The sequence below is a fragment of the Rhizobium etli 8C-3 genome, from assembly GCF_001908375.1.
In the GTDB taxonomy this organism is placed as follows: Bacteria; Pseudomonadota; Alphaproteobacteria; order Rhizobiales; family Rhizobiaceae; genus Rhizobium; species Rhizobium etli_B.
This window is the reverse complement of the sequence record NZ_CP017244.1, coordinates 1,396,488-1,408,840: the sequence shown is the minus strand read 5'-3', so window position 1 is coordinate 1,408,840 and position 12,353 is coordinate 1,396,488. Positions and strand designations below refer to the sequence as shown.

Below are 12,353 nucleotides of genomic sequence, written 5' to 3'. Positions count from 1 at the left end.
TTATGGTCGACATTACCTATCAGATCGTGCCCCATGACGAAGGCTGGGCATACAAGCTCGGCGGCACGCTTTCCGAAACCTACGCGACCGTCGAAGAGGCGATCAATCACGCAAAACGCGCAGCGTCCCGCCAGAAAATCGGCGACGGAGATGCTACGTTGGCGTTTCCGGCTCCGGACGGCGGTTGGCGGTTTGTGCCGCTTGAAACGGACAAGAGTGGAAGCCGGCTCTGAGCGAACGCGGAGGACGACGATGGCAGCGCGGGCCAGCTGGAAGGGTCATCTGAAAATCGGCGACCTTGTCTGCGCCGTCGGGCTTTATACTGCAATTTCCGGATCTGACCGGCTCTCCTTCAATATCATCAATCGGAAAACTGGCCATCGCGTCGAGCGTCAGTTCGTGGACAGCGAGACCGGCAAGCCCGTGGAGCGCGAAGATCAGGTCAAGGGTTACCAGTTGGACAATGGCGAATACATCGTCATCGAAGGCGAGGAGATTGCCAATGTGATGCCGGAGAGCGACAAGATCATGGATGTAAAGAGTTTCATAGCGCTCGATGAAATCGACAAGCTCTACTTCGACCGTCCTTACTATCTTGCACCTGTCGACGAGAGTGACGAAGAGGCGCTGCGCCTGATTGCGAGGAGCATGCGTGAAAATAATGTGGCAGCACTTGCCCAGGCCGTGCTCTTCCGGCGCAACCGGACCCTGCTGATCCGTCAGCGTGAGGACTATGTCATCGCGACGATGTTGAACTTCGACTACGAGGTTCGTTCTGCCGGTCCGGTTTTCAAGGACATTCCGGACATCAAATTCGACAGGGAGATGCTCGAGCTTGCCGGTCATATCATCGGTACGAAGCGGGGCGTGTTTGAGCCGAGCGAATATGAGGATCGCTACGAGGCGGCGCTGACCGAACTGGTGAAGGCCAAGATCGAGGGCAGGGCGCTGCCGAAGACGAAGCCGAAGCCGGAGGGCAAGGTTGTCGATCTGATGGAGGCGCTGCGCCAGAGTGCCAAGTTGAGTGAAAAGAAAACGCCTGGGAAAGGGACGGCGCACCGCTCTGCCTCCGATAGCCGCCGCAAGAAAGCTGGCTGACAATGGCGCTCGAGACCTGTCTGCTCAAACTCCTGACGATCATCCGTGAACGCGCTGCGACAAAGGCGCATTCGGTGAAACGGATTCGTGCTTCAAAAGCACGATGTGACGCGGCTGCAGTATGACGGCGATATTGTGATCAATGCACAGAGCTCATCGGAGGAAGGGCGCGGGTTCATTTTTTGCAGCCGGAGCTTGTCGCGAGAATATCGCATGTGGTCCGCCAATGGTAACCTGCGGCACCGCTTTGCGCGAGGACAGACTGGCGAAGGACGTGTCCGCGAGATGGAAAAGACTCCCGCTAAAAACCTGCCGAAATCCCATGTGACGCTGACCCATCCGGATCGCATTTACTGGCCGGACGAAGGCGTCACCAAGGAAGGGTTGGCCAACTATTACGCCCAGGTCTGGCGCTTCATGGAGCCTTACGTGGTCAATCGTCCTCTGGCTCTGCTGCGTCTGCCAGACGGCATTGAGGGACATCAGCGTTTCTTCCAGAAACACGCCTGGAAGGGCATGAACGAAAACATCGAACAGATCACAGATCCGAAGGACAGGGGCGGAGAAAAGTTGCTGCGCATTGCCGATTTCGATGGTTTGGTGGCCCTCGTGCAATCGGCTGTGCTCGAAATTCATCCCTGGGGCGCAACGACGGACGATTGGGAAAAGCCGGACATGATAACCATGGATCTCGATCCGGGCGGCGAGGTTGCGTGGGATAATATCATCGCTGCCGCCGGCGAGATCAAAGAGCGCCTGGAGGCAGAGGGACTTGCCGCATTTGTCAAGACCTCGGGCGGCAAGGGGCTGCATGTGGTCACGCCACTGAAGCCAAAAGCAGGTTGGGGGGAGGTGAAGGCCTTTGCGAAACGGCTGGCGGACACCATGGCCGCAGAAAGTCCGAACCGCTACATCGTCAAGGCGACAAAATCCGAGCGCACCGGCAAGATCTTCATCGACTACCTGCGCAATGGCCGAGGCAACACTGCAGTCGCCGCCTACTCCACGCGTGCCCGGGCGGGCGCGGCCGTCTCGATGCCGCTGGAATGGAGCGAACTCACCGCCGACATCGGCCCGGCCCATTTCACCATCGACCACACGCCGCCGCGGCTCGAGGCGCTGCCGCACGATCCGTGGGACGGGTTCTTTGCGGCAGCAAAGCCGCTTGAGAAAAAAAAGAAGCGTTAGACTAGCGCCTGGCATTTGCCAGCCGTCAGTCTCTCCCGTGGAGGAAAGACTGACAACGCGATGGTTTCAGCAACTAGGCTGCCTTCGCAACCTCGCCGTGCGGGTCGAGCACGAATTTGGTGGCGGCGCCTTGGTCGAAGCTCTCATAGCCTTGCGCAGCATCCTCCAGTGAGATCACCTTGGCATTGACGATGTCGGCGATCGGAAGGCGGTCATGGAGGATCGCCTGCATCAGCTGACGATTGTACTTCAGGACAGGCGTCTGGCCGGTGTGGAAGGATTGAGCCTTTGCCCAGCCGAGGCCGAAACGAAGCGAGAGGTTGCCGTGCTTTGCGGCATTGTCGACGGCGCCTGGATCTTCGGTGACGTAGAGGCCAGGAATGCCGATCGAACCGGCTGCACGGGTGATCTCCATCATCTGGTTGAGCACGATTGCCGGCTGCTCGCCGCCCGAATGACCGCGAGCTTCGAAGCCGACGGCGTCGATGGCGCTGTCTACTTCATTGGAACCGACGACCTGAGCGATCATGTCGCCGAGGCGGTCGCTCTTTGAAAGGTCGATCGGTTCAAAGCCAACCTTGGCGGCATGGGCCAAACGATCCTTGTTGAAATCGCCGACCATGACGACGGCTGAGCCGAGGATGCGGGCAGATGCGGCAGCGGCCATGCCGACCGGACCGGCGCCTGCGACATAGACCGTCGAGCCGACGCCGACGCCGGCGCGCACTGCGCCGTGGAAGCCCGTTGGAAGGATATCCGAAAGCATGGTGAGATCGCGGATCTTCGCCATTGCCTTGTCGCGGTCGGGAAGCTTCAGCAAATTGAAATCGGCATAGGGAATGGTGACATAGCGGGCTTGGCCGCCGATCCACCCGCCCATGTCGACATAGCCATAAGCTCCGCCAGCGCGCGCAGGATTAACCGTCAGGCAGACGCCGGTGTCCTGGGCTTTGCAGCAACGGCAGCGGCCGCAGGCGACGTTGAAGGGCACGGAAACGATATCGCCGACGCTCAGCATTTCGACATCGACGCCCTTTTCGATGATTTCCCCGGTAATTTCGTGGCCGAGAACGAGACCGGGCATGGCTGTCGTGCGGCCACGGACCATATGCTGGTCGGAGCCGCAAATATTGGTGGAGATTACCTTCAGGATGACGCCATGTTCTATGCGGCGGCCATCTGGGGCTTCCAGTTTCGGATCGTCGATGTCGCGGACCTCGACCTTGCCAGGCCGCATATAGACGACGCCTCGGTTCTTGCTCATTTTCATCTCCTCCGTTGAAAGATCAACTGAGCATGGCTCCTCTCCATGCCGGCTGCTTCGAACAGATTAGTACAGAATAGCGGGCGCGCCGTTCCGTTTACGACGATTTGGGGCCGGAAATGGCCGTGCCCTCAGCGAGATCTCGGTGATCTCGGCTTTTCGCCGTCGGCGGCCAAGCTCTTCTTCAGGGCGTCCATGATGTTGATGACATTGCCGGTCGATCTGACAGCGGGCCGCTTCGCTGCGGGCGCAGCCTGTTTCAGGCTCTTCGTCTTGTTGCGGATCATTGTCTTCAGCCGCTTCTGAATCGGATCCTGCACCATGGAGACACTCCACTCTTTCGTCTCTTCCTTGACAAGGCGCGTCATCATGGCGAGCACCTTGGTGTCGACCTTGGTGTCGATATCGAGGTGTGCGACCGGTTCTCGGACCTCGTTGCCGAAGTGCAACGTCCACAGAACGATGCCTTTGCCTTGAGGCTCGAGAAGCACCGCCCGTTCACGGCGATAAAGCACCAGCCTTGCGATGCCAACGACGTTGTTTGCCCTCATCGCCTCGCGAATGACGCAGAAGGCCTCTGTGCCGACCTTGTCCTCCGGCGCCAGAAAATGCGGCTTGTCGTACCAGATCCAGTCGATCGAGCCACGCGGCACGAAGGTGTCGATGTCGATGGTTCGTGTGCTTTCAAGCCCCACCTCGTCGATCTCGTCGTCTTCGAGAATGACGTAATCGTCCTCGCCCTTCGGAAAACCCTTGACCTGTTCCTTTCCGGACACGGCCTTATGGGTAACGCTGTCGACATAGCGGCTTTCGACCCGGTTGCTGGTCTTGCGATTGAGAACATGAAAACGGACCTTGTTGCTCTCCGTCGTGGCTGGCGTCAGCGAGACTGACGCCGTGACGAGCGACAGCTTGAGATAACCTTTCCAGAAAGTCTGCCGCGCCATGGCCGTCTCCAATGAAAGAACTCAAGGAAAACACCTTCATGGGCGGCTTTTCCTTGGCTCCGGTTAGGTTTTGACCGGCATTCGCACCGATCGACAAAGTCTCTCTTTCCGCTGGACAGATCGCTCTGCTGTCCTTCGGACCTGAACCAGCCTCCACTGGTGCCCGAACCCGGCGCAAACGCCGATATGGTAATCATAAGGGGCAGTCATGCAGAAAGGCCGCAAGCGTGACGGTCCCTCGATCATCACCTGCATCTTAGTGATCCTCTCAAAGGGTACGGCCTTTTTCATGCCTCCTCCTTAACCCCCCTTGTCGAGTTCTGGATAGTGCCGGAAGATTCCGTCCTCGTTGAAAGCGATGCGCCGCTCCGATTTCAGGTAGGCGGCAATGTTCGGGCGCCTGGCCACTGTATCATGCAGGGTCGATAGCGCCGGGTATTTCGCCTGATAGCCTGTCATGGCGTTGGGGAAGGCATAGTTCAGGCCCTCGATGATCTGAAAGAGCGAGAGGTCGACATAGGTGAGCGCATCGCCGAGGATATGTTGCGGGCCTTGCGGGTTCTGCCGCAGCACGCGTTCGAAATAGCCGAGAAATTTGGGCATGCGTTCCTTGATAAATGCGGCCGAGCGCGCCTTTGCCTCGTCCTTCTGATCTTCATAGTAGAGCGAGGTGGCGATCGGATGGTGCGTGTCATGTACCTCGGCGACGAAATCGGCGACGGTGAGTTGCAAGCCGTTCAACACGTAGAGTAGGCCCTCCTGCTTGGGCACCAGACCGAGCTTCGGTCCGAGATAAAGCAGGATATTGGCGACGTGCGGGATGACGAGGTCGCCATCTTTCAAAAAGGGAGGCGCAAACGGGATATGCGGATCTGAGCCGCTCCGCATGAGGTTCATCATTGCGCTGGTTCCCCGGCCGCTCCCGGATTCGCGAGCGACGTCGACATACTCGGCCCCCGCCTCCTCCAGTGACAGGCGGACGAATTCCCCTCGTCCCTGGATGCCGTCCCAGTAATAGAGCTCGTATGTCATCCATACCCTCAATGCCTGGTTTTGTAAGTGCGCTACTTTCCTTCTTCGTCAACCGGTCGCCGGCGCAATTTATATAGAAGCTCAACATCGACATAGCCGCGTAAGTGCCCGCTTTTTACGGCCATTCGCCTCCGGGGCGTGTTGATCGATCAGGCGATTGGATCGTCGGAGTTGAAAACGCGTTCCTTGAGGCTGATGCGTCATCGGCCACCTGTTGCGACCATTTCAAAAACTCCTCGAGCAGGAACGGCTTTGGCGGCGCGCCAATCCAAAGATCAGTGATGGGCTTGATGTTCGTGGCGCTTGCGCGTCGCGGCGGCCTTCTTGGCGGATGCCGAACGCTCGGCTGCGGAGCGGGATGCCGATGCCGCGCCGCCTTTGCGGCCGCCTTTTTTAGAGGCTTCGTGCGTGTCTTTCTTCCCGCGACCCGAACCGGACTTATTGCCGCCGCCGCTTTCCTTGTTGACGGTCGCCCAGGCCCGGCGCTCTGCCTCTTTTTCGGAGACGCCACGTTCCTCGTAGCCTTCCTCGATGTGCTCTGCCTTGCGCTTCTGCTTGTTCGTATACGTGGATTTGTCGCCTCTTGGCATATATGCCTCCTCTTGTCTGCAAAGAGATTGAACCGCCAGGGCCTGTAAAAGGTTCCGGAGTAAGCCCGGATTTTGACGCAGGAGTAACGTGCTTGGCAAAGCTAAGCGATCGGTCGGTACTATTTTCGAGATGGGCGTTGGAAACCGGACAATGCTTTGCTGAAATTAACCAGGCGGCCGGACGGAGATCGGGTTTCGCGGAAGACAAGGCCGACCATGTTGTCGATTGCGACGACGAGACCGAGCGCAAGGACAAGGTAGAGAAAGGCGGCTACAGACAAGATCAGCATCTGCGCCCTCACAACGGCGCGATCAAAACGAAGAGACCTGCTACGACAAGTGAAACGAGAACGCTGTCGAAGTAACTGTTCATGGCAAGCCTCCCATTTTCGCCACTAACAGCGCACGAGAAAATTGGTTCCGCCATCGCTGGCCGTTTTGCAGCTTTTTTGGAGCCAACACCGTGTTAGGGTCATTGGGCGATCTATTCCTACGAACACCCTAAAGCGCGAGTAATTCAGTCGTATGACAACAGATGCGTACGCAGCTGGCGCAGCGTCCGCATCTTGAAGCTGAGATGTCGAGTGCGTTCAGGCAGACTTGCGGCTGACCGCACGCTTTGGAGTAGGCTTTGCAGCGCCGTTGCTTTTTGTCCCGGGCGGTGCGGTGCGTTTGCCCCTGGTCTTGACTTCCTTGCCGTCTTTGGACGCAGCAGAACTTTCGAGCTTTTCACGCTCTTTCTTTGCCTGCTCCCAATGTATTGAATCTCGTCCGGTAGGATGTCCCTCTTCTTCCCAGAGGGCGTATGCACGTTTTTTAATCCACTCTTCCCGAGTTTCTGTCATCGCTGATCTCCAGTCACATCATCCCGCAGTCAAACGCTAGACCGGGCGGGATGGTTCCAGAGGAATCGGGGATATTCAAGAAGAATTTTGACACAGTGCAAAATATTATTTGCGCCGCAACATGAAATGCCGGTCAACCGCCTTGGAATGCAACGGCCTTCGCCAGATCCCGCACGAAATGCTCGCGATTGGCGCGGGCATCTTCCTCGTCGCGAATGCGCAGGAGGTAGGAAGGATGAATGGTCACAAGAACCGGAGGATGGTTTGCCGCCTGAAGTACCTGGCCTCGCTCGACGGTAACCTTCACTTTGGGGCCAAGCAGCGAATAAAGTGCAGTAGCACCCAGCGCAACGACGAGTTTCGGCTGGAGAATGTCTAGCTCGGCACCGAGCCACCACGCGCAGCGCTGGATCTCTCCGGCATTTGGTTTGGAATGCATGCGGCGTTTGCCGCGCGGCTCGAACTTGAAGTGCTTGACGGCATTGGTGACGTAGCAGCGAGAGCGGTCGATGCCCGCCTGTTTCAGACACTGATCGAGCAGGCGTCCAGCAGGGCCGACAAAAGGCTTGCCGGCCAGGTCTTCCTTGTCTCCGGGTTGCTCGCCCACCAGCACGATCTCGGCCGCGGGGGGGCCTTCGCCGAATACGAGCTGGGTGGCGTTCTTATAGAGATCACAACGCGTGCAGGTTTCGGCCTGCCGTTTCAATTGATCAAGGCCCATGGCCTCTGCATTCTCAAGTGCGAAGGCCGGACCGAATTTGGGCACGATGGTCATGGAGGTTCCTCCTTATGTCTTCATCTGCAACCGATCCACGCCGATGTTTGTTCCAGCACGGGAACAAGCGGCGCCCTTGATGAATTTCACGAGGAGTTAAAGCATTCACGTCAATCAGGGGCAATCCATGCATCAGGTTTCGAAAGCAGGCTCTGTCGCGGAAGGCGAAAAAGGCTGGGGGCCCACGATCAGGGCGAACTGCGTTGATTTCCGCATCTGGGCGCCCGGACAAAGGGAGATGGCACTCCGTTGCGGCGGCAAAGACAGGCTTATGAACCGGTCTGCCGGCGGTTGGTTTGAGCTGACGGTTCCAGAGGCGAAGGTGGGCGACGCATATGCCTTCGTTCTTGGAGATGGCGGTGTCGTGCCCGACCCTGCTTCTCGGGAGCAGGCCGGCGATGTGCACGGTCCGTCGCTGATCGTGGAGCCTTCCTATCAGTGGCTGAATGACGACTGGAAGGGAAGGCCGTGGGAAGAGGCGGTGATCAGCGAAGTCCACATAGGCGCCTTCACAGGGGAGGGCACCTTCAAGGCAGCCGCCGAAAAGCTCGGCCATCTGGCCAAGTTGGGCTTTACGGCAATCGAAGTCATGCCCGTGGCCCAATTTTCAGGCAAGCGCGGATGGGGCTATGACGGTGTCCTGCACTATGCACCGCATTCAGCTTATGGAACGCCGGCCGACTTCAAGGCATTCATCGACGCAGCACATGGCCACGGCCTCATGGTGCTGCTCGATGTCGTCTATAACCATTTCGGCCCGGATGGAAACTACCTGCACAGGTATGCGCCCGAGTTCTTCCGCTTCGATCGCAACACGCCGTGGGGTGCGGCGATCGATTTCGGACAGGAGCCGGTACGCCGCTACTTCGTCGAAAATGCTCTTTACTGGATCGGCGAATTCCGGCTCGATGGCCTACGGCTCGATGCGGTGGAGCAGATTTACGACACGTCGAAGCAGCACATCCTCGAGCAGTTGTCGGCAGAAGTCGGCAACGCCTTTGCCGATCGAGCGGTGCATCTCGTCGTCGAGGATCAGCGCAACCTCGTGAGCCTGCTCGAGCGCGACGGCGACGGAAGGGTCAAGACCTTTACAGCGGAATGGAACGATGACTTCCATCACGTCGCTCACATCATCGCGACCGGCGAGACGGAAGGTCACTATCGGCCCTTTGCATCTAATTTGTGGGAAAAGACAAAGCTCGCGATGCAGCACGGCTTCGTATTTCCAGACCGTGGCACTCCGCCTGAAGTGCCGAAGGGTGAGCGGGTTTATCTCCCGCCGCAGGCCTTCATCAACTTCCTCCAGAACCACGATCAGGTCGGCAACCGTGCCTTCGGCGAGCGCTTGGTCAGCATTGCGCGTCCCGATATGGTCGAAATGCTGGCCGCGATACTGATCCTCTCGCCGCAGGTTCCGTTCCTGTTCATGGGGGATGAATATGGCGAGACGCAGCCGTTTTTCTTCTTCAGCGATTACGCCGGCGAGCTTGGTGAGATTGTCCGCAAAGGGCGGGCGGCGGAAGCGGAAGGTTTCGGCGGCCTGAAGCGAGGCAAGACGCCAGACGATTTGCCGAATCCGAACGCGGTCTCGACTTTTGCATGTTCAAAACTTCAATGGCAGCGTTGCGACAGTGATGAAGGCATAGGCCAGAAAACCTATCTAAGCCAGCTCATCGATCTGCGGCATAACTATGTCGTGCCGTTGTTGAAGAAGCCGGAACGTGTCGCAAGCGCGGCATTGGAAAGCGTCGATGGCGCGCTGGCAATCGACTGGACCTTTGGTACCAGCAAGCTGGAGCTTCGGGCCAACTTGGCCGACACCCCGCTCGCCGTGCCGGCCTTCGACGGTGCGGTAATCTTTGATCGCCTGGGGAGCCACCTTGTTCAGCCGGGGGATGGTAAACTTGCAGCTGGTTCTGTGGTGTTTGCGATCGATCCTCGGCTGATAAAATAGCAGCCTGGAAATTTTCGCGTCCTGAGGGAGCGGTGGCGAATTGAAGGCCGCCGCTTTCAAGCTATATCTTTCTGCAATGTTTTATCTCATATCGACCTATTGGCCGCATTTCCTTTTCGTCATATCTCTTGGCATGGGGACCGCCGCGGCAATCCATGCGGCTATGACGAAGGAAGAGGTACGCGCCGCAATCGGCTGGGTCGGCGTCATCATCCTGTCTCCAATCATCGGCGCGGTGCTTTACGCCATCGCCGGGATCAACCGCATCCGTCGCAAATCCTTGAGTCTGCGGCGCGATGCCTTGCTGCCGGCAGCCGACCTCGATGAGCTTGAAAGTTTCGATGCGGAGCCGGAGACGATCATCAGCAATTACGGGCGGCGCTTTGCAGCCTTGCAAACGCTTGGAGATCGCGTCGCCCGCTATCCGCTGACGACCGGCAATTCGATCGACATGCTGGAAACCGGCGATGATGCCTACACAGCCATGAAGGCCGCGATCGACGGGGCCGAGCGAAGCGTCCTGCTTGAGACATATATTTTCGATCGCGACACGATCGGCCTGCGCATCGCCGACGCGCTGATTGCGGCGGCAAAGCGCGGCGTCGAGGTGCGCGTGCTAATCGATGCCGTCGGGGCCCGATACTCGGTGCCCAGTATCCTTGGCTATCTCGCCGACGGCGGGTTGACGGTTTCAGTCTTCAACGGCAATGTCATCATGGGCCTGCGGCTCCCCTATGCAAATCTGCGCACGCACCGGAAAATCATCGTCGTCGACGGGCGTGTGGCACTGACGGGCGGCATGAACATACGCCAGGGCTTCAGCCAGGCGATGACGGGCGATGATTTTGCGCGCGATACCCATTTCTCGGTCACCGGTTCTGTTGTTGCCGATCTCTTTGATGTCGCAGCCGAGGACTGGCGCTTCACGACAGGCGAGGTTCTGAACGCAGAGGCGTGGCGTATCGAAGCGCCTGAACGCCAGCCCGGCGATCCTGTCATCATGCGCGTCGTCGCGTCCGGACCGGACCGCAGCGTCGAGACCAATCACAAGATGCTGATGGGCGCCTTTTCCGTTGCGCGGCAATCGATCCGCATCATGTCACCCTATTTCCTGCCGGATCGTGAGCTGATCAGCGCGCTGACGACAGCCGCACGGCGTGGCGTCGAGGTCGATATCATCGTCCCGGCAGTCAACAACCTTGTCCTCGTCGACCGGGCGATGACGGCGCAGTTCGACCAAATCCTCAAGAATTACTGCCGCATCTGGCGTTCGACCGGGAGCTTCAGCCACTCGAAACTGCTGACGGTCGATGGCGTCTGGACCTATGTCGGTTCGTCCAATCTTGATCCGCGTTCGCTCAGGCTGAATTTCGAGGTGGATCTTGAAGTGCTAAACGAGGGATTTGCGGCGGAGATCGACGAGCATATCGATCAGATGCTGAAATCTGCAGCCCCGGTGACGCTGGAGAGCCTGCGGTCGCGGCCTTTCCTGGTGCGGCTTGTTGAAAAGATCCTGTGGCTGGGTTCGCCTTATCTTTGATTTTCTGAGACAGAAGCATGGCAAGTTTTACCCGTGGGCCTATACTCCGAACCCGAGCCGTTTTCGACCAACGGAGCCCGTGTTGACTTCGATGCATGCCAAAAAGGACAACCTCCCCGCCAGCATTCTCGCCTCGATCCGCAACCGGAAAAAACGGCTGGAGGCCGTGCTGGCTGCGGCAAAGCCGCGGGCCGAAGGTACGTTGATCGCTTCATATAACGTCCATAAATGCGTCGGCGCCGACAGGCGCTGCGATCCCGAGCGGACGAGCCGGGTTATCCACGAAATCGGCGCCGACGTGATCGCCCTGCAGGAGGCCGATACGCGCTTCGGGGAGCGAACCGGGATCCTTGATCTGACGCGCCTGGAGCGCGAGACGGGGCTTATTCCGGTTCCGGTTTCGGGCATGTCGAAGGCACACGGCTGGCACGGCAATGTCGTGCTCTTCAAGAAGGGGCTGGTGCGCGACGTGCACCAGATCAAATTGCCGGGGCTCGAACCGCGCGGGGCGCTTGTTGCGGAACTCGAACTGGAAAATGGCGGTGAGCTCCGCATCATCGCTGCCCATTTCGGGCTTCTGCGCCATTCGCGGGCGCGCCAGGCGCAGATGCTGGTCGAGCTGATGGCCGATCGAAGCGAAGCGACGACCGTTCTGCTTGGCGACCTCAACGAATGGCGGCTCGGCGACCGTTCCTCGCTCAACACGCTTCAATCCGCTTTTGAGGCCCAGCCCCCCGCCGTCGCAAGCTTTCCGGCGCGCCTGCCGATCTTGGCGCTCGATCGTATCATGTCGAACCGCAAAGGTGTGCTGACGAATGTCGAGGCGCATGATACGCCGCTTGCCCGCGTCGCCTCCGACCACCTTCCGATCAAGGCGGTTCTCGACCTCAAGCGAGTAGAAGAACTGACAGCGACTGCATGATCCGCAGCTCTGTTTTGCTTTCTAGTTCAAATCGCGTGAGCTTCTCCATGAACGTCTGTCAGGCGCCCAATGGACCCTCGGAGCCAGGCCGGGCATCCTTTGATCGGCGCCGTTTCGAGACAAAGATCGAGAGCAGGGGACCGAGGTTGCATTTCACTGGCTGGCGCACGGGTTGACTGCCGGATGCCCGGTTTTCCT

General features: G+C 58.6%; 13 protein-coding genes. 6 read left to right on the top strand and 7 right to left on the bottom strand.

Annotated features, from left to right (window positions below):
* The first annotated feature begins 2 nt into the window (after window positions 1-2).
* The 3 genes from AM571_RS31630 to ligD all read left to right on the top strand — a co-directional run bounded on the left by AM571_RS31630 (window position 3) and on the right by ligD (window position 2,286).
* Window positions 3-233 carry a DUF2188 domain-containing protein gene (locus AM571_RS31630; protein WP_074064889.1) on the top strand — a complete coding sequence of 77 codons (231 nt, stop codon included), beginning with the start codon at window positions 3-5 and terminating at the stop codon, window positions 231-233.
* Window positions 234-252: 19 nt separating this feature from the next.
* On the top strand, window positions 253-1,098 hold the full coding sequence (locus tag AM571_RS31625) for a Ku protein (protein WP_074064888.1): 846 nt from the start codon (window positions 253-255) through the stop codon (window positions 1,096-1,098).
* Window positions 1,099-1,383: 285 nt separating this feature from the next.
* Complete coding sequence (ligD, locus tag AM571_RS31620; RefSeq protein ID WP_420493393.1) at window positions 1,384-2,286, top strand: non-homologous end-joining DNA ligase; 903 nt, start codon at window positions 1,384-1,386, stop codon at window positions 2,284-2,286.
* 73 nt (window positions 2,287-2,359) lie between these two features.
* Here ligD and fdhA read toward each other — a convergent pair whose 3' ends face one another.
* The 7 genes from fdhA to AM571_RS31585 all read right to left on the bottom strand — a co-directional run bounded on the left by fdhA (window position 2,360) and on the right by AM571_RS31585 (window position 7,739).
* Window positions 2,360-3,550 carry a formaldehyde dehydrogenase, glutathione-independent gene (fdhA, locus tag AM571_RS31615; RefSeq protein WP_074064887.1) on the bottom strand — a complete coding sequence of 397 codons (1,191 nt, stop codon included), beginning with the start codon at window positions 3,548-3,550 and terminating at the stop codon, window positions 2,360-2,362.
* A gap of 131 nt (window positions 3,551-3,681) precedes the next feature.
* Window positions 3,682-4,497 (bottom strand): Ku protein, encoded by an 816-nt coding sequence (locus tag AM571_RS31610; RefSeq protein ID WP_074064886.1) that lies wholly within the window; start codon window positions 4,495-4,497, stop codon window positions 3,682-3,684.
* 300 nt (window positions 4,498-4,797) lie between these two features.
* Window positions 4,798-5,529 carry a glutathione S-transferase gene (locus AM571_RS31600; protein WP_074064884.1) on the bottom strand — a complete coding sequence of 244 codons (732 nt, stop codon included), beginning with the start codon at window positions 5,527-5,529 and terminating at the stop codon, window positions 4,798-4,800.
* A 275-nt stretch (window positions 5,530-5,804) separates the two neighbouring features.
* The gene (locus AM571_RS31595) at window positions 5,805-6,119 is read right to left on the bottom strand and encodes a plasmid stabilization protein (RefSeq protein WP_074064883.1); all 315 of its coding nucleotides are present in this window, start codon (window positions 6,117-6,119) and stop codon (window positions 5,805-5,807) included.
* Between the two features lie 119 nt (window positions 6,120-6,238).
* Window positions 6,239-6,409 (bottom strand): hypothetical protein, encoded by a 171-nt coding sequence (locus AM571_RS37150; protein WP_165918494.1) that lies wholly within the window; start codon window positions 6,407-6,409, stop codon window positions 6,239-6,241.
* A 300-nt stretch (window positions 6,410-6,709) separates the two neighbouring features.
* Complete coding sequence (locus tag AM571_RS31590; protein WP_074064882.1) at window positions 6,710-6,964, bottom strand: DUF2934 domain-containing protein; 255 nt, start codon at window positions 6,962-6,964, stop codon at window positions 6,710-6,712.
* A 133-nt stretch (window positions 6,965-7,097) separates the two neighbouring features.
* Entirely contained in the window at window positions 7,098-7,739 is a 642-nt protein-coding gene (locus tag AM571_RS31585) for a UdgX family uracil-DNA binding protein (RefSeq protein WP_074064881.1), read from the bottom strand.
* 127 nt (window positions 7,740-7,866) lie between these two features.
* Between AM571_RS31585 and treZ the strand changes: the two genes are divergently transcribed.
* The 3 genes from treZ (at window position 7,867) to AM571_RS31570 (ending at window position 12,155) form a co-directional block, all read left to right on the top strand.
* Window positions 7,867-9,693 carry a malto-oligosyltrehalose trehalohydrolase gene (gene treZ / locus AM571_RS31580; RefSeq protein WP_074064880.1) on the top strand — a complete coding sequence of 609 codons (1,827 nt, stop codon included), beginning with the start codon at window positions 7,867-7,869 and terminating at the stop codon, window positions 9,691-9,693.
* Window positions 9,694-9,769: 76 nt separating this feature from the next.
* Window positions 9,770-11,233, top strand: coding sequence for a phospholipase D-like domain-containing protein (locus AM571_RS31575; protein WP_074065695.1), 1,464 nt, complete (start codon window positions 9,770-9,772; stop codon window positions 11,231-11,233).
* Between the two features lie 91 nt (window positions 11,234-11,324).
* Entirely contained in the window at window positions 11,325-12,155 is an 831-nt protein-coding gene (locus tag AM571_RS31570) for an endonuclease/exonuclease/phosphatase family protein (protein WP_074064879.1), read from the top strand.
* The last annotated feature ends 198 nt before the right edge of the window (window positions 12,156-12,353 follow it).

Coding starts and splice junctions, on each gene's coding strand:
- AM571_RS31630 (WP_074064889.1), top strand. CDS start 3: ATGGTCGACATTACCTATCAGATCGTGCCCCATGACGAAGGCTGGGCA.
- AM571_RS31625 (WP_074064888.1), top strand. CDS start 253: ATGGCAGCGCGGGCCAGCTGGAAGGGTCATCTGAAAATCGGCGACCTT.
- ligD (WP_420493393.1), top strand. CDS start 1,384: ATGGAAAAGACTCCCGCTAAAAACCTGCCGAAATCCCATGTGACGCTG.
- fdhA (WP_074064887.1), bottom strand. CDS start 3,550: ATGAGCAAGAACCGAGGCGTCGTCTATATGCGGCCTGGCAAGGTCGAG.
- AM571_RS31610 (WP_074064886.1), bottom strand. CDS start 4,497: ATGGCGCGGCAGACTTTCTGGAAAGGTTATCTCAAGCTGTCGCTCGTC.
- AM571_RS31600 (WP_074064884.1), bottom strand. CDS start 5,529: ATGACATACGAGCTCTATTACTGGGACGGCATCCAGGGACGAGGGGAA.
- AM571_RS31595 (WP_074064883.1), bottom strand. CDS start 6,119: ATGCCAAGAGGCGACAAATCCACGTATACGAACAAGCAGAAGCGCAAG.
- AM571_RS37150 (WP_165918494.1), bottom strand. CDS start 6,409: ATGCTGATCTTGTCTGTAGCCGCCTTTCTCTACCTTGTCCTTGCGCTC.
- AM571_RS31590 (WP_074064882.1), bottom strand. CDS start 6,964: ATGACAGAAACTCGGGAAGAGTGGATTAAAAAACGTGCATACGCCCTC.
- AM571_RS31585 (WP_074064881.1), bottom strand. CDS start 7,739: ATGACCATCGTGCCCAAATTCGGTCCGGCCTTCGCACTTGAGAATGCA.
- treZ (WP_074064880.1), top strand. CDS start 7,867: ATGCATCAGGTTTCGAAAGCAGGCTCTGTCGCGGAAGGCGAAAAAGGC.
- AM571_RS31575 (WP_074065695.1), top strand. CDS start 9,770: ATGTTTTATCTCATATCGACCTATTGGCCGCATTTCCTTTTCGTCATA.
- AM571_RS31570 (WP_074064879.1), top strand. CDS start 11,325: ATGCATGCCAAAAAGGACAACCTCCCCGCCAGCATTCTCGCCTCGATC.